The 22,204-nt window shown below is 69.9% G+C and carries 17 protein-coding genes and 1 tRNA gene; 8 read left to right on the plus strand and 10 right to left on the minus strand.

Annotated elements, in window-relative coordinates:
* The first annotated feature begins 104 nt into the window (after positions 1-104).
* The 3 genes from FDO65_RS09290 to FDO65_RS09300 all read left to right on the plus strand — a co-directional run bounded on the left by FDO65_RS09290 (position 105) and on the right by FDO65_RS09300 (position 2,827).
* Positions 105-175 (plus strand) — tRNA-Gln (locus FDO65_RS09290).
* An 80-nt stretch (positions 176-255) separates the two neighbouring features.
* Positions 256-1,773, plus strand: coding sequence for a bifunctional UDP-N-acetylglucosamine diphosphorylase/glucosamine-1-phosphate N-acetyltransferase GlmU (gene glmU / locus FDO65_RS09295; protein ID WP_137449029.1), 1,518 nt, complete (start codon positions 256-258; stop codon positions 1,771-1,773).
* Between the two features lie 76 nt (positions 1,774-1,849).
* Complete coding sequence (locus tag FDO65_RS09300; RefSeq protein WP_137449030.1) at positions 1,850-2,827, plus strand: ribose-phosphate diphosphokinase; 978 nt, start codon at positions 1,850-1,852, stop codon at positions 2,825-2,827.
* A 41-nt stretch (positions 2,828-2,868) separates the two neighbouring features.
* On the opposite strand, the gene FDO65_RS09305 is transcribed toward FDO65_RS09300, so the two are convergent.
* Positions 2,869-3,969: an LCP family protein gene (locus FDO65_RS09305; RefSeq protein ID WP_137449031.1), complete on the minus strand. Its 1,101-nt coding sequence runs from the start codon at positions 3,967-3,969 to the stop codon at positions 2,869-2,871.
* Between the two features lie 781 nt (positions 3,970-4,750).
* Between FDO65_RS09305 and FDO65_RS09310 the strand changes: the two genes are divergently transcribed.
* Complete coding sequence (locus tag FDO65_RS09310) at positions 4,751-6,070, plus strand: DUF6421 family protein (RefSeq protein WP_137449686.1); 1,320 nt, start codon at positions 4,751-4,753, stop codon at positions 6,068-6,070.
* A 64-nt stretch (positions 6,071-6,134) separates the two neighbouring features.
* Here FDO65_RS09310 and FDO65_RS09315 read toward each other — a convergent pair whose 3' ends face one another.
* Positions 6,135-7,112, minus strand: coding sequence for a LacI family DNA-binding transcriptional regulator (locus tag FDO65_RS09315; RefSeq protein WP_205849868.1), 978 nt, complete (start codon positions 7,110-7,112; stop codon positions 6,135-6,137).
* A 242-nt stretch (positions 7,113-7,354) separates the two neighbouring features.
* Here FDO65_RS09315 and FDO65_RS09320 point away from each other — a divergent pair, with 242 nt between their 5' ends.
* The 3 genes from FDO65_RS09320 (at position 7,355) to FDO65_RS09330 (ending at position 10,355) form a co-directional block, all read left to right on the plus strand.
* On the plus strand, positions 7,355-8,296 hold the full coding sequence (locus tag FDO65_RS09320; protein WP_137449033.1) for a TIM barrel protein: 942 nt from the start codon (positions 7,355-7,357) through the stop codon (positions 8,294-8,296).
* A 42-nt stretch (positions 8,297-8,338) separates the two neighbouring features.
* A complete protein-coding gene (locus FDO65_RS09325) occupies positions 8,339-9,202 on the plus strand; it encodes a sugar phosphate isomerase/epimerase family protein (protein WP_137449034.1) in 864 nt (287 codons plus the stop codon).
* 103 nt (positions 9,203-9,305) lie between these two features.
* The gene (locus FDO65_RS09330; protein ID WP_137449035.1) at positions 9,306-10,355 is read left to right on the plus strand and encodes a threonine aldolase family protein; all 1,050 of its coding nucleotides are present in this window, start codon (positions 9,306-9,308) and stop codon (positions 10,353-10,355) included.
* Positions 10,356-10,430: 75 nt separating this feature from the next.
* Here FDO65_RS09330 and FDO65_RS09335 read toward each other — a convergent pair whose 3' ends face one another.
* Entirely contained in the window at positions 10,431-11,438 is a 1,008-nt protein-coding gene (locus FDO65_RS09335; RefSeq protein WP_137449036.1) for a sugar phosphate isomerase/epimerase family protein, read from the minus strand.
* A complete protein-coding gene (locus FDO65_RS09340) occupies positions 11,435-12,622 on the minus strand; it encodes a Gfo/Idh/MocA family protein (protein ID WP_137449037.1) in 1,188 nt (395 codons plus the stop codon). Before FDO65_RS09340 ends, FDO65_RS09335 begins: the two co-directional genes overlap by 4 nt.
* A gap of 124 nt (positions 12,623-12,746) precedes the next feature.
* On the opposite strand from FDO65_RS09340, the gene FDO65_RS09345 reads away from it, so the two are divergent.
* Positions 12,747-13,763 carry a LacI family DNA-binding transcriptional regulator gene (locus tag FDO65_RS09345; RefSeq protein ID WP_205849869.1) on the plus strand — a complete coding sequence of 339 codons (1,017 nt, stop codon included), beginning with the start codon at positions 12,747-12,749 and terminating at the stop codon, positions 13,761-13,763.
* A gap of 250 nt (positions 13,764-14,013) precedes the next feature.
* Here the strand turns inward: FDO65_RS09345 and FDO65_RS09350 are convergent, their stop codons facing one another.
* The 6 genes from FDO65_RS09350 to FDO65_RS09375 form a co-directional block, all read right to left on the minus strand.
* Entirely contained in the window at positions 14,014-15,417 is a 1,404-nt protein-coding gene (locus tag FDO65_RS09350; protein WP_137449039.1) for an NAD(P)/FAD-dependent oxidoreductase, read from the minus strand.
* Positions 15,418-15,698: 281 nt separating this feature from the next.
* The gene (iolD, locus tag FDO65_RS09355; protein WP_137449040.1) at positions 15,699-17,591 is read right to left on the minus strand and encodes a 3D-(3,5/4)-trihydroxycyclohexane-1,2-dione acylhydrolase (decyclizing); all 1,893 of its coding nucleotides are present in this window, start codon (positions 17,589-17,591) and stop codon (positions 15,699-15,701) included.
* Between the two features lie 86 nt (positions 17,592-17,677).
* Entirely contained in the window at positions 17,678-18,706 is a 1,029-nt protein-coding gene (locus FDO65_RS09360) for a Gfo/Idh/MocA family oxidoreductase (protein ID WP_137449041.1), read from the minus strand.
* Between the two features lie 85 nt (positions 18,707-18,791).
* On the minus strand, positions 18,792-19,616 hold the full coding sequence (locus tag FDO65_RS09365; protein WP_137449042.1) for an ATP-binding cassette domain-containing protein: 825 nt from the start codon (positions 19,614-19,616) through the stop codon (positions 18,792-18,794).
* Between the two features lie 5 nt (positions 19,617-19,621).
* Entirely contained in the window at positions 19,622-20,689 is a 1,068-nt protein-coding gene (locus tag FDO65_RS09370; protein ID WP_137449043.1) for an ABC transporter permease, read from the minus strand.
* 374 nt (positions 20,690-21,063) lie between these two features.
* The gene (locus FDO65_RS09375) at positions 21,064-22,089 is read right to left on the minus strand and encodes a substrate-binding domain-containing protein (protein ID WP_137449044.1); all 1,026 of its coding nucleotides are present in this window, start codon (positions 22,087-22,089) and stop codon (positions 21,064-21,066) included.
* Positions 22,090-22,204 lie beyond the last annotated feature (115 nt).

A 22,204-nucleotide genomic window follows, 5' to 3' on the forward strand; every position in this document is an offset into this window, starting at 1 on the left:
CCCCCGTCCGGAGAACGGGGGGTGCCGGGAACCAGACTACGCCGGGCGGGGCCGCGCGGGAGGTGGGGAGAAGCGCGGCCAGCATGGAACAATGCAGCGGGCATTCCGCCGTGGTGTAACGGCAGCACCTTGGATTTTGGTTCCAATGGTTCAGGTTCGAATCCTGGCGGCGGAGCACGCCCGGTCGGGTGGACGACGCGGCGGCGCCACCGGTTTCCCCGGACCGTCGACGGCCCCCCGACTACCATCCGGCCCGTGACCTCCCTCGGTGCCACATCCGCGTCGTCGTCCTCCGCCACTGCCGCCACTTCCCCGGCCGCCGTCATCGTGCTAGCCGCCGGCGCCGGCACCCGCATGAAGTCACGGCTGCCCAAGGTGCTGCATCCCATCGCCGGACGTCCGCTGGTCTGGCACGCCCTGTCGTCGGCCGCGGGTCTGGCCCCGGGCCGGCTGGTCGCCGTGCTCGGACACGGGCGCGACGAGGTCCAGACGTGGCTCGACGGGCCCACCGGACTACCCCCGGTCACCGTGGCCGTGCAGGACGAGCAGCGCGGTACCGGCCATGCCGTCGCCTGCGCACTGGCGGCCACGGGTGCCGTCGACGGCACCGTCGTCGTCACCTACGGCGATGTACCGCTGCTGCGCTCGGAGACCCTGCAGGTGCTCCTGGACGAACACCGCCGTACCGACAGCGCGGTGACCGTGCTGTCGGCGATCGTGTCCGACCCCACCGGCTACGGCCGCATCGTCCGGGACGCCGACGGTCAGGTGGCCGGCATCGTCGAGCACAAGGATGCCGACGACGCCCAGCGGGCCATCACCGAGATCAACTCCGGGGTGTACGCCTTCGACGGCCGGGTGCTGGCGGATGCGTTGACCCGCCTGTCGGACAGCAACGCCGCCGGCGAGCAGTACCTCACCGAGGTCGTCGAGATCGCCCGGGGCGACGGCCGCCGGGTCGGCGGCGTGGTGGCCGACGACCCTGTCGAGACCGAGGGCGTCAACGACCGGGTGCAACTCGCCGATCTCGCCCGGGTGCTCAACGACCGGATCGTCCGCGGGCACCAGCGCGCCGGGGTGACCGTGCAGGACCCGGCCACCACCTGGATCCACGCCGACGTCACCATCGGCGCCGACTCCGTGCTGCTGCCCGGCACCTCCCTGGAGGCCGGCACGGTCGTCGGGTCCGGTTGCACCATCGGCCCGGACACGACGCTCGTCGAGTGCACCGTGGACGACGGGGCGACGGTGGTGCGTTCCCAGGCCCAGGGGGCCCGCATCGGTGCCCGCGCCTCCGTCGGACCGTTCAGCTACTTGCGGCCGGGCGCCGACCTCGGACCGGACAGCAAGGTCGGCGCATTCGTCGAGGTGAAGAAGACCACCATCGGCGAGGGGTCGAAGGTCCCTCACCTGTCGTACGTGGGTGACACGAGCATCGGCGCCGGCGTCAACGTGGGGGCCGGCACCATCACGGCCAACTATGACGGTGCTCACAAGTTCGGCACGGTGATCGGCGACCACAGCTTCGTCGGCAGCAACACCACCCTGATTGCGCCGGTCAGGGTGGGCGACGGCGCCTACGTCGCCGCCGGATCGGCCATCACCGGCGACCTCGCCCCCGGTGAACTGGGCGTCGCCCGCGGCCGCCAGCGCAACATCCCCGGGTGGGTTCCGGCCCGCAAGCCCGATTCAGCCGCCGCCCGCGCAGCGGCCGCCGCCGGTGGCCCGGAGTCCGGTGTCAGCGGAGCCGGTCCGGCGGAGGACAATCACTAGGACCCCGCTGCCCGACCTGGCGCCCGCCCCGCTTCCCAGTGCGCGCCACCACCTCCCCCGAAGGGTTTCCGCCGGCGTGAACGCGATCTCGATCACCACCCGCAAGAGCCTCATGCTGTTCTCCGGACGGGCCTTCCCGGCTCTGGCCGAGGAGATCGGGAAGTACCTCGACGTCACGGTGACGCCGCAGTCGGCCTACGACTTCGCCAACGGCGAGATCTTCGTCCGGTTCGAGGAGTCGGTGCGCGGATCGGACGCCTTCCTGGTCCAGTCCTGCGGCGTCGACCTCAACAAGTGGGTCATGGAGACGCTGATCATGATCGACGCCCTCAAGCGGGCGTCGGCCAAGCGGATCACCGTGGTCCTGCCGTTCTATCCGTACGCCCGGCAGGACAAGAAGCACCGGGGTCGCGAGCCCATCTCGGCCCGCCTCGTCGCCGACCTGCTGCGGACGGCCGGCGCGCAGCGCCTCATGACGGTCGACCTGCACACCGACCAGATCCAGGGTTTCTTCGACGGGCCGGTGGACCACCTGTTCGCGCAGCCGCTGCTGACCTCCTACATCGGCCAGCGCTACAGCGGCGAGGAGCTCACCGTCGTCTCCCCCGACTCCGGCCGGGTGCGGACCGCCGAGCGCTGGGCCGACCGGCTGGGCGGCGCGCCCATCGCTTTCATCCACAAGACCCGCGACCCGAACCGACCGAACCAGGTCGTCGCCAACCGCGTCGTCGGCGACGTCGCCGGCCGGACCTGCATCGTGGTCGACGACATGATCGACACCGGCGGCACCATCTCCAAGGCCGTCAAGCAGGTGCTGGAGGCCGGGGCCAACAAGGTCGTGGTCGCCGCCACCCACGGTGTGCTGTCCCCGCCGGCGTCCGAGCGACTGGCCGAGAGCGGGGCGTGCGAGGTCGTCCTGACCAACACCGTGTCGATCCCCGAGGAGCACCGGTTCGACACGCTGACCGTGCTGTCCATCGCCCCGCTCATCGCGCAGGCAATCCACGAGGTCTTCGAGGACGGTTCGGTGACCTCGCTGTTCGAGACCGGCTGAGCCGCGCCGGCCTGAGGCCGATCACGCGGATCGGCTCCGCCTCAGCGGATGTCGCCGGGTAGCGGCTGGTCCGCCGCCAACGCCTGCAGGTAGGCGTCCATGTCCGGGCCGGCCAACTGCCCGTCGGTCTCGGTGTCATTGACCGTCGGCAGGGTGTAGCGGGTGACCTGGGCGTCACCGCCGCCCTTCACCGCCAGCGCCAGATCGACCAGGTCCGGGACGGTGACGTTGTCGGTCCGGGCATTGTCGAGGATGGTCTGCACGGTGCCGGTGAGCCGAGCCGGGTCCGTGAGCACCCCCGTGCTGGTCGCCTGACCCAGGATCGCGGTGATGAGCTGCTGCTGTCGGCCGATCCGGCCGATGTCACCGGACGGGTCGCCGGCCACCTTGCGCGCCCGGACGAGCTTGAGGGCGGTCTCCCCGTCGACGAGCCGGGTGCCCGCCGCGTCGATGACGGTCTTGCCGTTGTCGACGATCGGCCCGGAAAACGTCATCTGCACCCCGCCCAGGGCGTCGACGATCCTCTTGAAGCCCGCGAAGTCGAAGATGATCGCGCGGTCGATCCGCACCCCGGTCAGCGCCTGGACGGCGCGGACGGTGCACTGCGGGCCACCGACCGCGTAGGCGTTGGTGATCTTCCACTGCCCGTAGGAGTTGTCGAAGTCGCGATCGGACAGCGTGTCGGTCGAGTAGTCCCACGCCTTGCAGGTGGGCGCCGGGATGAGCAGGTCCCGGGGGACGGAAACCAGATCGACCCGCCGACGGTCGGCCGAGACGTGCGCGATCATGATCACGTCCGACTGGGACGTGCCCTCGCCCGGCTTGACCTTCTCCGGCGGCCGGGTGTCCAGGCCGAGGATCAGGATGTTCTGGGCCACCCCCGGCTGGATGGCCGACCCATCGGTGGCCGACGCGGCCTGCGCCGCTCCGTCGGTGCTGCTTCGGATGTTGGGGTCGTCGGGGACGAGGGCGGACACCGCGTTCCGCTGGATCTGCTGCTCGGCGCGATCGAGCACGAACCACCCGATCCCGCTGGCCGCCAGCACCACGACCGTCAGCGCCAGCACCGCCGCCCGCAGCACCCGGCCACCGACCGGGCCTGAACGGCGGTGCCGCGGCTGATGCTCTTCCTCATTCCCCACCTGCACCACTCTACGTAACCGGCACGCGTGCGTGGTGACACGAATGGAGCATCAGGAGACACGAACGAAGGATGGCGGCCTGCCTGGGGCCGGTCAGTCACCAGAACGCAGCACGGGAGAAGTCGCCGTCGGCCCGACCACCATCCGTCCGGGTCACGTCAGCCCGGACCGGGCGGGACCATCGACCCTGACGTCTTTGACCGCAGTAGTTGCGGCCGATAGGCTCATCTGACACAAAACTTTTGTTGAAGGGGCGGTTGTCATGAGTGTTTTCCCGCGAGTGGCGATCGTCCACCCCGATCCGTCCGCACTGTCCGACGGCTACCCCGTCGATGATGTGGAACAGGTGGTCACGCGGCGGGGTTGGCAGCTCACCGATGTGCCGGACGGGGCCGATGTCGTCGTGACGATTGGCCCCGCCGTGATCGTCGAGGCCGACCGAGCCGGATCGGCCGACACCGAGCCGGGCCCGGCCGTCGACGCACTCGACGACGGTGGCCCGGTCGTCCAGGCCGTGGTGCACGACGACGGACCGGGTCGCGCCATCGACCTGCTCGCCCACGTCCGGGTGGCCGAGCTGCGCGCCTCCGGCACCCTGGCCGAGCCGGCCGACGGCTGGGTGGTCCTGCGCTCCTCCGGACGACCGGTGGTCGTGGCCGCCAGCCCCGACGGCGGGTCCCGCCGGGTCGTCCTGGCCATCGAACCCGACGCCGGCCCCGCTTACGCCGAACTGCTGGGCAACGCGATCGCGTTCGCGGCGGACGCCCCGTCGGACGCTCCGGTGGAGCCGGACCCCGCCCGTACCGGGCACCCCGCGTGGCTCCGGCTGAAAGCGGCTGTCGGCGCCGTCGCGCAGACCCAGTCGGCCGACGGGTCCATCCCCGACCCCGCGGATCACCTCGTCGCACGCGACCACGTCGCGACGATCGTCGATGCCGTCGAGGACATGGCCCCGTCGTTCCGCCACGACCAGGACTACCTGTCCGCGCTCGTCAAGGATTTGCGGCGGTGGTCCGACGGCGGCTTCGGCGTCCCGGACTTCCTGGACTCGTTGACCGCCTTCCACCCCGAACGGGCGCGGGTGGACGGCCGCGAGCACCTCGTCGTCTTCCCGATGTACACCCAGAACGGCAGCCCCGATCGGCACCTGGAAGCCGTTCTGCTGCAGGTCATCTGGCCGGACTTCGTCGCCGACCTGCAGGCCGGCGCCTACTCCAACAAGCTGTTCGTGCCGGTGCGCTTCCTGGACTTCACCGCCGGCTACGACACCAATTCGGCCGTGCTGTTCCCGGAGACCGTGGCCATGCGGGAGGTTCCGAAGTTCACCTGGGGGGCGATCTTCGCCGACCGGGAGGCCGCCCGGTTCCGCCGCGTGATCACCGCCGCTGCGGACATCACCGGCTTGGCCCTGCCTCCCGAAGCCGCTCGACTGCTCGGTGACCAGCGGCTGACCGAAGAGACCTTCGTGATGTGGGACCTCATCCACGACCGCACCCACATGCACGGCGATCTGCCGTTCGACCCGTTCATGATCAAACAGCGCATGCCGTTCTTCCTCTACACACTGGAGGAGCTGCGATGCGACCTGACCGCGTTCGCCGAGTCGGTGTCGCTCGAACAGCAGGGACACCCCCACGCCCGGCTCGTGCAGTACGCCGTGGTCTTCGACCGCATCTTCCGGTTCGCCATCACGGGCTCCCGGGTCCGCAACTACGACGGCCTGGGCGGGCAACTGCTCTTCGGCTGGCTCCACCAGCACCACGTCCTGCACTGGACCGACAATCGGCTGTCGATCGAATGGGACCGGGTGGCCGACGCGGTCCTCGAGCTCAAGCGGCAGATCGACGATCTGTACTGGCGGTCGATCGACCGACCCAAGATCGGCCACTGGCTGGCGGCCTACGACCTGATCTCCGCCACGGTGGCCCCACATCCGGCGTCGGTCTGGGCCAAGGGCCCGGACGCGCTACCACTCGACGGGCCGCCGAAGGGCCTGACCGATGTGGTGCGGGCCGACGAGTTCCCGCTGTCGATGTTCTACGAGGCACTGTCCCGCAAGTTGTCCCCCGTCATCGCGTCGACCAGCGGCATCACCGGCTGACCCGGCCCGCTCCAGCCGAGGGTCGGTAAATAACGCCGCTCCGACGTGGTCAGAGCGGCATTCTTCACCGACCTGGCGGGGCCGTCGTCGATCGCACCACCAGGTGCGGGGGCACGACCACCTCGGGTCCGATCTCGCCATCACCCGACGCCCGCCGGACGGCGGCCGCGACCGCGTGCTCCCCCAGCGAACGGACGTCCTGGGCCACCGTCGTCAATCCGATCTGCGGCAGCCGGGCCAGGGCGCTGTCGTCGAACCCGACGACGGACAGGTCGGCCGGGGCGCCGACCCCGGCCTCGGCGCAGGCGGCCAGCAGGCCAACCGCGCAGCGATCGTTGAACGCGACGACCGCGGTGGGGACCGACCGGCCGGACGCGCGCAGGACCGCCGGCGCGGCGGCCCGGCCGTCGTCCTCGGTCTGCCCGCCCGGAACCACCCGCGTCCAGCGCGACGACCCGGCATCGGCCATCGCCCGCCGGTAGCCGTCCCGCCGGATGTCGGCGACCTCACCGGGGGGACCGTCGACGTACGCGATCCGGCGATGCCCGAGATCGACGAGATGGCGCACCGCCAGGGCGATCCCGGTGTCGTCGGCCGAGCGGACGACACCCACCTGCTCGCTGATCAGGGGGCGACCGAGCGCCACGACCGGGACCTGCCGACCGATGCGCTCGAGCTCGGGGACGGGGCCGCGTGGTCCGAGCAGGATGAGGGCCGCGCAGCGGGAGTCCAACAGTGTCTCCGCGGTGGCGTTCTCGTCCTGACGGGCGGTGACGGTGGCCAGCAGCACCTCGTGTCCCTGGCGGAGCGCGGCGTCCTGGATAGCCAGGGTCAGGTCGGCGTGGAACGGGTTGCTCAGGTCCAGGGCGACCCCGATCGTCCGGCTCCGCCGGCTGGCCAGGGCGCTCGCCGCTCGGTCGGGGCGGTAGCCCAACTGCTCGGCGGCGGCCAGCACCCGCTGGGCGGTGGCGACGCTGGGACCGGCGACGCCCCGCAACACCAGGGACACGGTGGCCGTGGAGACCCCCGCGGCGACGGCCACGTCACCGAGGCGAGGCCGTGACGGGTTGCCGTGCACCATCCGTACACCTCGCAGAATGTCTTGACAAAGAGAGCGCTACGGCTGAAGATTGGCAGCGGCTTTTGAAGCGCTTTAAGCCTACCCCGGCTTGCCCGTCCCGCCCACGGCTCCCCTCAACTGGAGCGCAGACGGTCCGGCCCGGTTCGACCGCGGGTCCGTCGTCCCGTCTGACCCGTGCCGCACCCCTCAAAGGAGAGACCGCGATGGCCAGCGCCACCAGCGACCGTTCCCAGCTCGTCGTCGGAACCGCCCCCGATTCCTGGGGCGTCTGGTTCGCCCAGGACGCGCACCAGGTCGGCTGGAAGCAGTACCTCGACGAGGTGGCCCTGTCCGGTTACGTCTGGACCGAGCTCGGACCTCAGGGATTCCTGCCGCAGGACCCGGCGCAGCTGCGTGACGAACTGGGCTCCCGCGGTCTCAAGGTCAGCGGCGGCACCGTCTTCGCCGGGCTGCACAAGGGCAGGGACGCGCTCGACGAGGCCATCGCCGCCTTCTCGCGCGAGGCCCGGCTGCTGTCCGAGGTGGGGTCGGAGTTCCTCATCCACCTGCCCGAGCAGTACACGGACCTGCACACCGGCGAGGCCACCCAGGGTGGCGAACTCGACCGTGAGCAGTGGAACTCCCTGATCAGCGGGACGAATGAACTGGCCAAGGTGATCTTCGAGCAGTTCGGCGTCAAGTTGGTCTTCCACCCGCACGCCGACACCCACGTCGACACCCAGGAGCGGATCCTGCAGTTCCTGGCCGACACCGACGAGCAGTACGTCAACCTTTGCCTGGACACCGGTCACGTCGCCTATTGCGCCGGCGACAACCTGGAGATCATCCGGCAGGCCCCGGAGCGCATCACCTACGTGCACCTGAAGTTCGTCGACCCGGCCGTCCGCGCCCGGGTGCAGGCCGAGGGCCTGTCGCTGGCCGAAGCCGTACCGCTGGGCGTCATGGTCGAGCCGCCCTACGGCGAGCCCGCCGTGCCCCCGCTGCTCGATGCACTGGCCGGTCTGGACCGGGAGATCTTCACCGTCCTCGAGCAGGACCTCTACCCGGTCGCCCCGCAGATGCCGTACGGCATCCAGGCCCGGGCAGCGGGCTACCTCACCGGCTGCGGCCTCGGCCCGTTCCGCCGCTGGCCCTACTCGTCCTGACGGACCCCGGCCCGACCACCCTCCCCCGCGAACGGAACTGACATGGTCACCATTGCCCTCGATCCCGCGATGTACCACGCCGACCTCACGGTCGTGCAGGAACTGCAGAAGGCCGCCGACCTCGGCTACGAGTACCTCGAACTGTCCCCCCGCCCCGACTGGTTCTTCTGGCACCGCTACCCCAAGGCCGACGATCAGGCGATCGTCGAGGTCAAGCGGGCGATGCGCGAGACCGGCGTCCGGATCAAGACTCTCGTGCCGGTCTTCAACTGGTCGTCGCCGGACGAGCAGGAACGCCGATTCCAGGTCCGCAACTGGCGCCGGCTGCTGCAGATCGCCCACGAGCTCGAGCTCGACCTGGTCAATTCCGAGTTGTCCGGCGACCCGAACCGCGCCCTGCAGTCCGAGCACGCCTTCTATCTGTCGATGGAGGAGCTCACCCCGGACTTCGAGCGGTACGGCATCGCCCTGAACCTCGAGGCCCATCCGTACGACTTCTCCGAGACCAACGACGACGCCGTGCAGATCGTCCGCGGGCTCAACCTGCCCTGGGTGAACTACGTCTTCTGCGCCCCGCACGCGTTCCACCTGTCCCAGGGCGCCGGCGACGTCGAGCGGATGATCGCCTACGCCGGGGACAAGCTGACCCACGTGCACCTGGCCGACTGTTACAACCACCTGGCCAACGTCGGCAATCGCTACATCATCAACCCACCCGGTGTGGACGCCCGGATCCATCAGCACAACGAGATCGGTCACGGCGACCTCGACTGGGACGCCACCTTCAGCGCCCTGCGCGCCGCGAACTTCGACGGCGTCGCCACCGTCTGCGTCTTCGGCTGGGAGGAGAACGCCGACGACATCCACCGCCGGATGCTGGAGCGGGTCAAGGCCGAGCTCGCCTGATCCCCACCTGCACCCCGGCACTGGTCGGTAAAGAATGCCGCTCTGACGCAGTCAGAGCGGCATTCTTTACCGACCCGGTCGCCGGGCAGGGGAGAATGTTGCGGTGACCACTCTGCACGACCCCGACCAGCGGGGATTCGCGTCCGACAACTACGCCGGGGTGCACCCCGAGGTGCTGGCCGCTCTGGCCGAGGCCAACGGCGGCCATCAGATCTCCTACGGCGAGGACGCGTACACCGCGCGCCTGGCCGAGGTGATGGCCGGCCACTTCGGCGACCAGGCCGAGATCTTCCCCGTCTTCAACGGCACCGGTGCCAACGTCCTGTCCCTGCAGGCCCTGCTCCCCCGCTGGGGCGCGGTCGTGTGCGCCGAGACCGCCCACATCAACTGCGACGAGAACGGGGCCCCGGAACGGGTCGGCGGGCTCAAGCTGCTGACCGTGCCGACGCCGGACGGCAAACTCACCCCTGAGCTCATCGACCGCCAGGCCTGGGGCTGGGGCGACGAGCATCGCGCGCAGCCGCTGGCCGTCTCGATCACCCAGAGCACCGAGCTCGGCACCGTCTACACCCCGGACGAGATCCGCGCGATCGCCGACCACATCCACGCCCGCGGCATGGTCCTGCACCTCGACGGCGCCCGGATCGCCAACGCCGCCGCGTCCCTGGACGTGCCGTTGCGGGAATTCACCACCGACGCCGGCGTGGACGTGCTGTCCTTCGGTGGCACCAAGAACGGGCTGATGTTCGGCGAGGTCGTCGTGGCGCTGCGCCCGGATGTCGCCCCCGGTCTGCTGTACCTGCGCAAGATGAACATGCAGCTGGCATCGAAGATGCGCTTCGTCTCCGCCCAGCTGCTGGCCCTGCTCGACGGCGACCTGTGGCTGCGATCGGCCCGGCACGCCAACGCGATGGCTCAGCGGCTGCGCGCCGGGGTCAGCGAGCTCGACGGCGTTCGACTGACCCAGATCCCGCAGGCCAACGCGGTCTTCGCGGTCCTTGACCGCGACGTCGCCGAGCGGCTGCGGCAGCAGTTCCGGTTCTACGACTGGAACCCGGCGACCGGTGAGGTGCGCTGGATGTGCGCGTTCGACACCACCGAATCCGACGTGGACGACTTCGTCGAGGCGTTGCGCAAGGAACTCGCCCGCTAGCAGACCACTCGGGAATGCCGAAAGGCGCGTGACCCCCCTCGGGTCACGCGCCTTTCGGGTCCGGTGCCGGCCAGCTCAGCCGGTCAGCCCGGCCTTGGCCTCGGCCTCCAGCAGGACGGTCGCGGCCACCTGCAGACCCTCGACCCGGCCCAGCTCGGTGTCCTCGTGCTCGATGTTGACCAGCATTCCCGGGTCGACCTCGTGCAGAGCGCTGAGGAAGTCGGCCCAGAAGTCGACGTCGTGACCCTTGCCGAGGGCGACGAAGTCCCACGCCGAGTTCTTCGGCCACTCGTTGGCCCACTCGTCGCCGCCCAGGTTGGTGCGCGGTTCGTCGGCGGACAGACGACGGAACGAGTTGTCGAGAACTCCGTACAGCGCGGCGTTCTCGGTGTTGATCCGGACGTCCTTGGCGGCGGCCTGGTAGACCAGTGGGCCGAGCGCACGGACCACGGCGACCGGGTCCATCTGCTGCCAGAACAGGTGCGAGGCGTCCAGCTCGACCCCGACGTTCGTGGCGCCGGTGAGTTCGATCAGCTTGTGCACGTCGGCGGTGTTGAACACGAGGTTCTGCGGGTGCAGCTCCAGCGCGACCTTGACGCCGTGATCGCCGGCCAGCTGGTCGATCTCCGTCCAGAACGGCACGGCGATCGACCACTGATGGTCCAGGACATCGAGGGCCGCGGAGTTCCAGGCGTTGACGATCCAGTTTGGCACGGTGGCGCCGGGTTCGCCGCCGGGCAGGCCGGACATCGTCACGACCCGGTCCTGTCCAAGCCGCTGCGCCAGCGCGATCGAACGTCGGATGTCCTTGGCGTGCGCGTCGCCGATGAGCGGGTTCGGGTGCAGCGGGTTGCCGTTGCAGTTCAGCCCGGCGATGGACACCCCGGTGCCCTCGAAGAGGCCCAGGTAGTCGTCACGGGCGGTGTCACTGGTCAGGATCGCGTCGATGTTCGGCACGTGCACCGGGGGCAGGAACCCGCCGGTGTTCAGCTCGATGCCGGTCAGCCCGAGATCGGCAATGACGGCGAGCGCCTCGGGCAGCGGACGGTCGTGCAGGATCGCGTTGTAGACGCCGAGCTTCACAGCTGCACCAGCTTTCCGTGGTCGGCGGCCGACCGGGCGACCGCACCGAGCAGTTCCATGTTGTGGACGCCATCGGCGAAGGTGGCACAGCGGGGCAGGGAGGACGCCTCGTCGAGGCCGGCCACCTCCTCCAGGAAGGCCCGGGCCTGGTAGGCGAACGCCTCGTTCTGGCCGAAGCCGACACCGGCGACGTCCATCGGCAGACCACCGGCGACGTACGGGTGGGGGGCGCCGAGCGGGACCTGACGGTATCCGGCGGTGTAGGCATCGTCGTGCAGGTACAGGCCGATCTCGGCCGGGCGGCCCTGATCGAAGCGGGCGGCCCCGTTCTCGCAGAACACCTCGAAGATCAGGCCGTTGGCGTGGCCGGCGGCGACCCGAGACGCCTGGATGGTGCCGGCGGCGCCCCCTTCGAAGGTCACCGCGAAGGCGGCGAAGTCGTCGTTGGTAACGGGCTCGTACACGTCGCTGACGGCGCCGTGGTCGTGCCCGATCACCTGGCCGAGCGGCTGGGGTCGCGATCCGATGACGGTCGTCAGGGTGCCGCCGCTGACCGACGCCACCGGGCCGGCCAGGAATTCGGCGATGTAGGACATGTGGCTGCCGACGTCGGCCAGCGCCCCCGAACCCATGGGGCCCTGGTAGCGCCAGCTGATCGGGGCGCTCGGGCTGCAGGAGTAGTCACACCAGTACCGGCCGGAGAAGTGCAGGACGTGGCCCAGCCGGCCGGAACGGATCAGGTCCCCGATGGCGGCGATGCCCGGGGCCCGCAGGTAGGTGAAGCCGATGCGGGCCAGCACGCCCCGGGCGGCCGCGGCGTCGGCGGCGGCCTCCATGGCGCGGGCGTCCTCGATGGTGTCGGACAGCGGCTTCTCGCACAGCACGTGCTTACCGGCGTCGAGCAGACCCTCGACGATCTCGCGGTGCAGCTTGTTGGCCACCACCACGCTGACGACCTGGATGTCGTCGGCGGCGGCGATGGACCGCCAGTCGGTGTCGTTGCGCTCATAACCGAATCGGCGGGCAGCCGCCGACCCGAACTCGGCGTTGACGTCCCCGATCGACACCAGCCGGACCTCGGGAAGCACCGGGGCGTAGAGCGAATTCGCCACCTTGTAGGCGGCCGCGTGGGCTTTGCCGGCCATGCCGGCACCGATGACGGCGACGCCGATGCTGTCGCTCATGGGGCTTCTCCTTCGAAGTCCTGGAGGCTTGGAGCGCTCCATTTTGGAGCGCTCCACTACTGTGACAGTCGGCATGGAAGCTGTCAAAGGGTGGCGACCGGAATCCTGGGGGAGAGTGACGGACGTGGTCGAACGACGCCCCACCATCTACGACGTGGCCGAGCGGGCCGGGGTCTCGAAGTCCCTGGTCTCGCTGGTCCTGCGGGATTCGCCGAAGGTCTCCGAGCAACGCCGGGAGGCCGTGCTCGCCGCCATCGCCGACCTCGGCTACCGGCCCAGCCAGGCCGCGACCCAACTGGCCAGCAGCCGGGCCCGCAGTGTCGAGCTGCTGGTCGACGACTACCGCAACCTGTCCTTCGTCGGCCTCGTCCAGGGCCTGCGCCGCGGCCTGACCGGGCAGGGCTACCACCTCACCGTCACCGAGATCCCGCGCTTCGGCAACCGCCTGGACGTCCCCGGTGTGGCCCCCGCCGCCGATGCCCGGGTGCTCGCCGGAGAACCGGGGCGGGCGTTGCTGGCCGGCTGGAACGGACCGACGGTGGTGGCCGGGTGGCGGGGCGACGACGCCCGCGGCGAAGCCGAGATCGCCCGCCTGGAAGCCGATCTGGTGGCCGCCGACGACGAACTGGGAGCGCGTCTGGCGACCGATCACCTGCTGGACCTCGGACACCGCTGGATCGGGCACCTGAGCGGCAGCAGCGGACCCGCTGTCCATCGACGAGCCGGTTACCAGCAGGCCATGGCCGAGGCCGGGCTACCCGCGCTGGTGGTGGGTGACCGGGGCACCACCGAGGACGACGGCTACCTGTCCGCGTCGACGCTCCTGGACGGCCATCCCGAGATCACGGCGCTGGTCGCGGCCAACGATCTGATGGCCGTCGGCGCCCTGGCCGCCGCCCACGAGCGGGGCCGCACCATCCCGACGGACATGTCCATCGTCGGCTACGACGACAGCCCCCTGGCCCGGTACCGGGTGCTCGACCTGACCACCGTGGACGACCGCAGCGTGCCCGTCGGTGAGGCGGCCGCGCAGGCTCTCCTCCGGCGGATCGACGATCCCCACCAGCCGGCGACCCGGACGCTCATCCCGCCCGAGCTGATCGTCCGGGGCACCACCGGTCCGGCGCCGACGCACCCCTGAGCCGACCGACCCTGTTTCACCAGATCGACGCTGTCCCACCAGGTCGACGCTGATCATCACGCCGGTCAGACCCCGGCGCATCGATGCGATCCGCGAAGAAGATCAGCGCCAGCGGAGATAGACGGCGTCAATCGGGGGCGGACGCGGCGACTGGCCAGGATCGATGACGAGCCGGCCGCGGTCCGGGAAATGCCGAACGGCCGGCCGTGGCCCCCGAGGGGACCGCGGCCCGGCCGTCAGCCTGCTGCGACTACGAGCGGGTGGACTCGCCGAGCTTCTCGCCGTCCCCGATGGATTCCGGCGACTCCGGCGACTTGAAGGTCTCCGGCGGCAGGATGGCCCGGTTCTTGGTGCTCTCCGGACCGACGCGACGCTGGGCGCCCTCGAACGTGATGATGCGGTGGCCGCGGTTCTTGGTGAAGATCATGCCGCGCAGCCAGTTGTACATCGTGCCGAAGCGGTTGCCCCAGCCGACCAGGTAGGCGACGTGGACGAAGCTCCACATGCCCCAGGCGATGATGCCGGTGAACTTGCGGCCGAAGGCATCGGCGACCGCGGACCGGTAGCCGATGGTGGCCATCGAGCCCTTGTCGAAGTACTTGAACGGCGCGGGCGCGGGCGCGCCGGCCAGGCGGGCCTTGATGACCTTGCCGATGTACTTGCCCTCCTGGAGGGCCGGCTGGGCCACCCCAGGGAGCTTGTTCAGCGAGACCATGTCACCGATGGCGAACACCTCGGGACGGCCGTCGACCGTGCAGTCCGGGTTGACCGGGATGCGGCCGGCCCGGTCGACCTCGAGACCGGCCTGGTCGGCCAGCTTCTTGGCCAGCGGCGACGCGGCGACACCGGCCGCCCAGATACGCGTCCGCGTCCGGATGGTCTCGATGCCGTTGGGGCTCTTGACCGTGATCGACCCGTGGTCCATGTCGACGGCCAGCGAGTTGAGGTGGATCTCCACCCCCATCGACTCCAGCTTCTTCTGGGCCCACTGCTGGAGTTCGGGCTTGAACGGCGGAAGCACCGCGCCGGCGCCCTCGAGCAGGATGATGCGCGCCTGGCGGGTGTCGACCGAGCGGTAGTCCTTGGGCAGCACCGAATGGGCCAGCTCGGCGATCTGGCCGACCAGCTCGACGCCGGTCGGACCGGCGCCGATGACGACGAAGGTCAGCCAGTCGGACCGCTCCTGCGGGTCGGTGGTCATCTCGGCCATCTCGAACTTGCTGAGCACCGCGTCACGCAGGTAACGAGCGTCCTCGATGGTCTTCATGCCCGGGGCGAACTCGGCGAAGTGGTCCTTGCCGAAGTACGAGTGGGTCGCCCCACCGGCCACGATCAAGGTGTCGTACGGCAGCTCGAGCGGCTCGCCGTCCGGTTCCGTCGTGTAGACGATCTTCTTGTCGAGGTCGAACCCGTCGACCTCGGCCAGCAGCGTGCGGACGTTGCGCTGCTTCTTCACGACCGTGCGCAGCGCCGGCGCGATCAGGCCGGGCGAGAGCAGACCCGCGGCGACCTGATAGAGCAGCGGCTGGAACAGGTGGTGGTTGGTGCGGTCGACGAGCGTGATGTCCACGTCGGCGTCGGCCAGGGACTTGGTGGCGTTCAGCCCACCGAAACCGCCCCCGACGATGACGACCTTGTGGCGTCCCTTCGACATGACGTCCTGCCTCTCCGGTGTCGCCGGTCGGGCGACACATGACAAATCTGTTCAACCGGGCGACGCGGGGCCGCGGTGCCCACCCGGTCGGCTTCCTCGTCGAGTCCAGCCGGGGACGTACGGGTGCAGCGTTGGTGCCCGTCGTCGCCCTATCGTCTCAGGCTCGCGGCCAGTCCGCATACACGGCGGCCACCTCCCGGTGGCGGGACGGAACGGGGCACCGCTGCGGGCCGCCGGTTCCGCCGCACCACGGGGGTGGGCGGCGGACCGGGCGGCGACCGTCAGCCCCGTGGGGGCGTCAGGTAGGGGCGCTGATCCTTCTTGTGGTCGGTGTAGACCGCGAAGGCCTCACGGGTGCTGTCCAGCTCGGAGACCTCCGACACCGGCACGTCCCACCAGGATTCCGAGGACGGGACCGGGGCGATGGGGTCGGTCTCGATGTGGATGACGGTGGTGCGGGTGGCGGCGCGGGCGGTGTCCAGGGCCTTGCGGAACTCGGAGATCCCATTGACCCGGATGACGTCCGCGCCGAGCGATTCGGCGTTCAACGCCAGGTCGACCGGGAGCTTGTCCCCGTCCAGCTGCCCCGACTCGGCGTCGCGGAACCGGTAGGACGTGCCGAACCGCTGCGACCCCAACGACTCCGACAGCGCGCCGATCGAGGCGAACCCGTGGTTCTGCACGATGACCACGATCAGCTTGATGTTCTCGGAGATGGCGGTCAGCAGTTCCTGCGCCAGCATCAGGTACGAGCCGTCGCCGACCAGCGAGTACACCTCGCGCTCGGGGGCGGCCATCTTGATGCCCAGCGCACCGGCGATCTCATAGCCCATGCAGGAGAACGCGTACTCCACGTGGTACTGCTGGGGATTGGCCGCCCGCCAGAGCATCTGGAGGTCACCGGGCATCGACCCGGCCGCCTGCACGACGGTGCCGTTCTCGCCGATGGACTCGTTGAGCGCGCCCAGCACCTCGGTCTGCGCGGGCAGCGGCCCGTGTCCGAGGTGGAACGCCTCGTCGACGACCGTGTTCCAGCGGCCCAGGTGTTCGGAGTAGGAGTCGATCAGCGACTCGGCCACCCGGTAGCCCTCCAGCGCCGGGATCAACGCCTCCAGGGTCTCCCGGGCGTCGGCCTGCACGGCGATGCCGGAGTGCTTGACCGCGTCCAGCCCGGCCACGTTGACGTTCACGAACGTCACGTCCGGGTTGGCGAACGCGGTGCGCGAGGCGGTGGTGAAGTCGCTGTGCCGGGTACCGATCCCGATGACCAGGTCGGCCTCACGGGCGAGGGCGTTGGCGACCGGGGAGCCGGTCGACCCGACCCCGCCCACGGCCTGCGGGTGGTTCCAGGCGATCGCGCCCTTGCCGGCCTGTGTGTCGGCGACGGGGATGCCCGTGGCCTCGGCCAGCCGCCGCAGGGCGTCGGCGCCGTGGGAGTAGATGACCCCGCCACCGGCCACGATCAACGGGCGCTCCGCGGCCTTGATGGCCGCGACGGCCCGGGCCAGCGCGGCCGGCTCCGGGACCGGGCGACCGACGTGCCAGACGCGCTTGCTGAACAGCTCCTCCGGCCAGTCGAATCCCTCGGCCTGCACGTCCTGCGGCAGGGCCAGGGTCACGGCGCCGGTCTCGGCCGGATCGGTCAGCACCCGCATCGCCCCGAGCAGGGCCTGCGGCAACTGCTCCGGACGCCAGACCCGGTCGAAGAACCGGGACAGCGGGCGGAACGCGTCGTTGACCGAGATGTCATACCCGGACGGCAGTTCCAGCTCCTGCAGCACCGGGCTGCCCACCCGCGTGGCGAAGATGTCGCTGGCCAGCAGCAGCACCGGCAACCGGTTGGTGGTGGCCAGGGCGGCGCCGGTCAGCATGTTCGCCGACCCCGGTCCGATCGAGGCGGTACAGGCCAAGGTCTGCAGCCGGTCCCGCGTCTTGGCGAAGCCGGCGGCCGCGTGGACCATGCCCTGCTCGTTCCGGGCCAGGTAGTACGGCATATCGGCCTCGCCCGTACGGGCAGCCTGCAGCAGCGCCTGCCCGACCCCGGCCACGTTGCCGTGCCCGAAGATCCCGAACGTCCCGGGGATCAAGCGCTGCTCGATCCCGTCGCGCTCGCTGTACTGGTTGGCCAGAAAACGTACCGTCGCCTGCGCGACCGTCAGGCGAATGGTGCCCACCGCCGGTCCTCCTTGGTTCCGTGGGGCTCGCTGCGGACGGGTACCGCCCGCAGCGAGTGGTGAGAAGTCTGATGCCGACGAGTGTGTCAGCGGTAGAGCGCCGGCTGTTCGATGAGCGCGACCGGGACGACGGTGCCGTCGTGCAGGGCCTGCACGGCGGCGTCGGAGACGACCGCGGCGGCGTAGCCGTCCCACGAGGTGGCGGCGCCGTCGACGACCCCCTGGCCGGCGGCCAGCGCGTCGACCCATTCCTGGAACTCGATGTCGTACGCGCGCAGGAACCGCTCGCGCCAGTCCTCGGGCACCCGGCTGGTCAGCGCGTTCCCGCGACGGATCTGCACGGCGGTGGTCTCGGCCAACTCGACGGTGCCCTGCTCGGCGACGATCTCGCCGCGGATGTCGTAGCCGTACCGGATGTTCACGCTGGTCTCGATGTCGACGACCGCACCGGAGGCGGTGGTCAGCAGGATGAACAGCGGGTCCTCCAGGTCGCCGCCCAGGCTGTTCTTGCGGGGCTTGACCACCTGGGCCGAGATGATCTCGTCGTCCAGCAGCCAGCGGGCGGTGTCGATGTCGTGCACCGCAGTGTCGGTGATCGCCATCTCGCGGGTGTAGTGCCCGGGCACCGACGGGTTGCGGTGGGTGGAGTGGAACATCAGCGGCGCACCGATCTCACCGCTGGTGATGACCTGCTTCATCGCCTGGTAGGCCGGGTCGTACCGGCGCATGTACCCGACCTGCACGATCTTGCGGCCCAGCTCGACCTCGGCGGTGATGATCCGCTCGCAGGCCACCTGGGTGGTGGCCAAGGGCTTCTCGCAGAACACCGGCTTGTTCGCGGCGATCGCGGCGAGGACGTACTCCTCGTGGGTCGGGCCCCAGGAGCAGACGACGACCGCGTCGACGTTCGGGTCCAGGATCAGTTCCTGCCCGGTGCCGTGGACCTTCACCCCGCCCGCCGGGGCGCCCTTGACACCGGCCGCGACCGACGCGGCCTGCTCGGCGTTCACGTCGGTCACCGCGACCACCGCGGCCCCGGAGAGGACGGTGGTCAACCGGCGGATGTGGTCCTGGCCGATCAATCCCACGCCGATGACGCCGACGTTGACAGTCACGTGCTGACTCGCTTTCTCGTTCACATAATGGGTGCGGCAGGGACGGCCCGGCGGCTCCGTGCGACGGAGCCGCCGGGCCGAGAACTCAGCGCTGGGTGGACTGCAACTCGTGGGACAGCTCGGCGAGTTCGCGGCCGCCGGCCATCTCGGCGGTGAGCTCCTCGAGGGTGACCTCGTCGCGGTGCTTGTCGAGCACCCGCTGGCCCAGCTTGAGGATGACGAAATGGTTCCCGACCAGGTAGGCGTGGTGCGGGTTGTGGGTGATGAACACGACCCCGAGGCCGGCGTCACGGGCGGCGGCGGTGTACTTGAGCACCACACCGGACTGCTTGACGCCGAGGGCGGCGGTCGGCTCGTCCAGGATGAGCACGCGGGCGCCGAAGTAGACGGCGCGGGCGATGGCCACGCACTGCCGCTGCCCACCGGACAGGGTGCCGATCGGCTGGTTGATGTCCTTGACCGTGATGCCCATCTTCTTCAGCTCGGCATCGGCGATCTCCCGCATCTCCTTGATCTTCAAGGGGGCCAGCGGGTAGTTCCCGGCGCGCAGCTCGGAGCCGAGGAAGAAGTTGCGCCAGACCTCCATGAGACCGACGACGGCGAGATCCTGGTAGACGGTGGCGATCCCGTGGTCCAGCGCCTCACGGGGCGAGCCGAAGGTCACTTCTTCCCCGTCGACCTTCAGGGTGCCCTCGGAGTGCGGGTGCAGCCCGGCCATGATCTTGATGAGGGTGGACTTGCCGGCGCCGTTGTCGCCCAGGACGCAGGTCACCTCGCCCGCGTTGACCTGCAGGTCGATGCCCTTGAGGGCGCGGATGGCGCCGTACGTCTTGCCCACGTCGGTCATCTGGATGAGCGGCTGACCCTTGGACAGGTTCGGATCGGCGTGTTCGTGCAGCGTGTCAGTCATCGCGATCAGACCTTCCGGGTGGTGGAGAGCTTCTTGACGTACAGGTTCACCGCGACGGCGAGGAGGAGCATCACGCCGAGGAAGGCGCGGAACCAGTTCGGGTCCCAGCCGGCGTAGACGATGCCCTGGGTGACCATGCCGAAGATGAACGCACCGATCGCGGTACCGATCGCCGAGCCGAAACCGCCGGTCAGCAGAGTGCCACCGACCACGGCGGCGATGATGTAGATGAACTCCTGGCCCACGCCCTGACCGGCCTGAATGGTGTTGAACGCGAACAGCAGGTGCATGCCGTAGAACCAGGCGGCGAACCCGACACCCATGAACAGGCCGATCTTGACCTTGTTCACCGGCACACCGACCGCGCGGGCCGACGCTGCGTTGCCACCGACGGCCAGGATCCAGTTGCCGATTCGGGTGCGGGTCAGCATCCACGTCGCGACGGCCACGAAGACCAGCCACCAGATCACGGTGCCCTTCAGCTGGGCACCGAAGAACGGCACGGTGCCGGCGAAGATCGACTGCAGCGAGCCGAAACCCTGGATGTCGGAGACGTTCTTGGTGGCCACCGAGCCGGTGATCAGCTTGGTGACACCCAGGTTGCAGCCCTGCAGGATGAAGAACGTGCCCAGGGTGACCAGGAACGACGGGATCCCGGTCTTCTGCACCAGGTAACCGTTGACGAACCCGATGACCAGCGCGAACAGCAGCGACACGATCGCGCCGACCCACATGTTCAGCGACAGCTGGTAGCACAGCAGCGCCGCGGTCAGCCCGTAGGTGATCGAGGCGACGCCCGACGACAGGTCGAACTCACCGCCGATCATCAGCGCGCCGACCGCGACCGCGACGATGCCGACCTGAGAAGCCGCGTACAGCACGGTGGCGAACGACTCGATCGAACGGAACGGCGGGGCGACGGCGAAGAAGAAGATGAAGATGACGATCGCGGCGATGGCTGCGCCGATTTCCGGACGACCCAGCACGCGGGTCAGCAGCGGGGACGGGGCCTTGGCCGGAGCGGCGGTCGCATCCGACGACGCCGGCTGCGGCGCCTTGACTGGTGTGCTCATGACTCTCCCTGGTCACCACGACAGTGGGGTCGGGCACCGGTGCGGGCGGAGAACTCGTGTTCCCCGCGGGGTTCTCGGTGGGGTGGTTGTCGCGTTCGCCGGGCGCGTCGGCCCCGGTCCGGGGCGGCTCGTCCGACCCGATCGAACAACAGCTGGGCCCATCCCGCCGGGCGAGCGGCGCCCGATCGGGTGGCGTCGCTGACCTGGAGTGAGAGCGGGGGGCGGCTCCCGGCAACGCCCGGGGCGAAAGGTCACTCGGGGGTGCGGGGCGTGCGGTGGAGTCTCGTGCTCCCGGGACGGCCGGCGGCGGTGGGAGCCACTGCCGCCGGCCGTACTCGGGTATTGCGGGGGTCGCCCCGGTGGGGACGACGGGGTCAGCGCTTGCCGGCCTCGGCGTAGGTCAGGATCGCGTCGATGTTGGAGCTGTCGACGATCGCGGGACCGGTCAGCGTGGGCTCGCCACCACCGATGGTGTTGCCGTTGGTCAGGTACAGCCACAGCGAATCGACAGCCAGGTAGCCCTGCAGGTACGGCTGCTGGTCGACCGAGAAGGAGATGGTGCCGTCCTTGACGGCCTTGGCGACGTCGGCGTTCAGGTCGAAGGTGACGACCTTGGCCGAGCTACCGGCGTCCTTGGCCGACTGGATGGCGGCCAGGGCGATCGGAGCGCCCAGGGTGACGATCGAGTCGATCGACGGATCCTGCTGCAGCTTGGCCTGGATGGTGGACTGCACGGAGGCGATGTCGGCGCCGTTGACCTGCAGGTTCTCGGTCGACGAGTCCTTGTCCTTGACGCCGGCGCAACGCGCCTCCAGGGCCACCGAGCCCTCGGCCTGGATGACGCAGAGGGTCTTCTTGGCCCCGTTGTCGACGAGCTTCTGACCGACGGTCTGCCCGGCGAGGGTCTCGTCGGAGCCGAAGTACATCAGCGCGCCGAGCTGCTTGTACTGGTCGATGCCGGAGTTGAAGCCGACGACCGGGATCTTGGCGTCGGTGGCGGCCTTGACCGCGCCGGCCAGGGCGTCCGGGGTGACCAGGGTGGTGGCGATGCCGTCGACCTTGGCGTCGACGTTGTTCTGGATCAGGGTGGACTGACCGGCGGCCTGCGGGTCGTTCGAGTACTTCAGGTCGACGTTGTCCTTGGCCGCGGCGGCCTCGGCACCGGAACGGATCTTGTCCCAGAAGGTGTCGCCCGGGGTCTCGTGGGTGACCATCGCGATGGTCAGCCGCGGGGTGTCGGCGACGGCCCCGCCACCGGTGCCGGCGCTGCCGGTTCCGCTGCCGGCCGTGGCCGTGCTGCTCTGGGTCTGTGCGCCACCGGTGCTGCTGCAACCGGTGAGCACGACCGCGGCCGCGGCGGCCACCGCGGTCAGGCCCACGAGCTTGCTACGAATCGCCATCGATTCGGGTCCTTTCGTTCCGGGACTTCCGGGTCCCTGGTGCGTGAGGTGGTGCCGGGGTGATGCGGGTGGTACGTCCCGGGGGCCGACGGAGGGAGCGAATCCTGGTGAATCC

The organism is Nakamurella flava (genome assembly GCF_005298075.1).
In the GTDB taxonomy this organism is placed as follows: Bacteria; Actinomycetota; Actinomycetes; order Mycobacteriales; family Nakamurellaceae; genus Nakamurella; species Nakamurella flava.

Excerpts from the sequence above, each read along its gene's own strand:
- FDO65_RS09320 (WP_137449033.1), top strand. The coding sequence starts at position 7,355 with ATGGCCAGCGCCACCAGCGACCGTTCCCAGCTCGTCGTCGGAACCGCC.
- FDO65_RS09370 (WP_137449043.1), bottom strand. The coding sequence starts at position 20,689 with ATGAGCACACCAGTCAAGGCGCCGCAGCCGGCGTCGTCGGATGCGACC.
- FDO65_RS09350 (WP_137449039.1), bottom strand. The coding sequence starts at position 15,417 with ATGTCGAAGGGACGCCACAAGGTCGTCATCGTCGGGGGCGGTTTCGGT.
- FDO65_RS09325 (WP_137449034.1), top strand. The coding sequence starts at position 8,339 with ATGGTCACCATTGCCCTCGATCCCGCGATGTACCACGCCGACCTCACG.
- FDO65_RS09340 (WP_137449037.1), bottom strand. The coding sequence starts at position 12,622 with ATGAGCGACAGCATCGGCGTCGCCGTCATCGGTGCCGGCATGGCCGGC.
- FDO65_RS09375 (WP_137449044.1), bottom strand. The coding sequence starts at position 22,089 with ATGGCGATTCGTAGCAAGCTCGTGGGCCTGACCGCGGTGGCCGCCGCG.
- FDO65_RS09365 (WP_137449042.1), bottom strand. The coding sequence starts at position 19,616 with ATGACTGACACGCTGCACGAACACGCCGATCCGAACCTGTCCAAGGGT.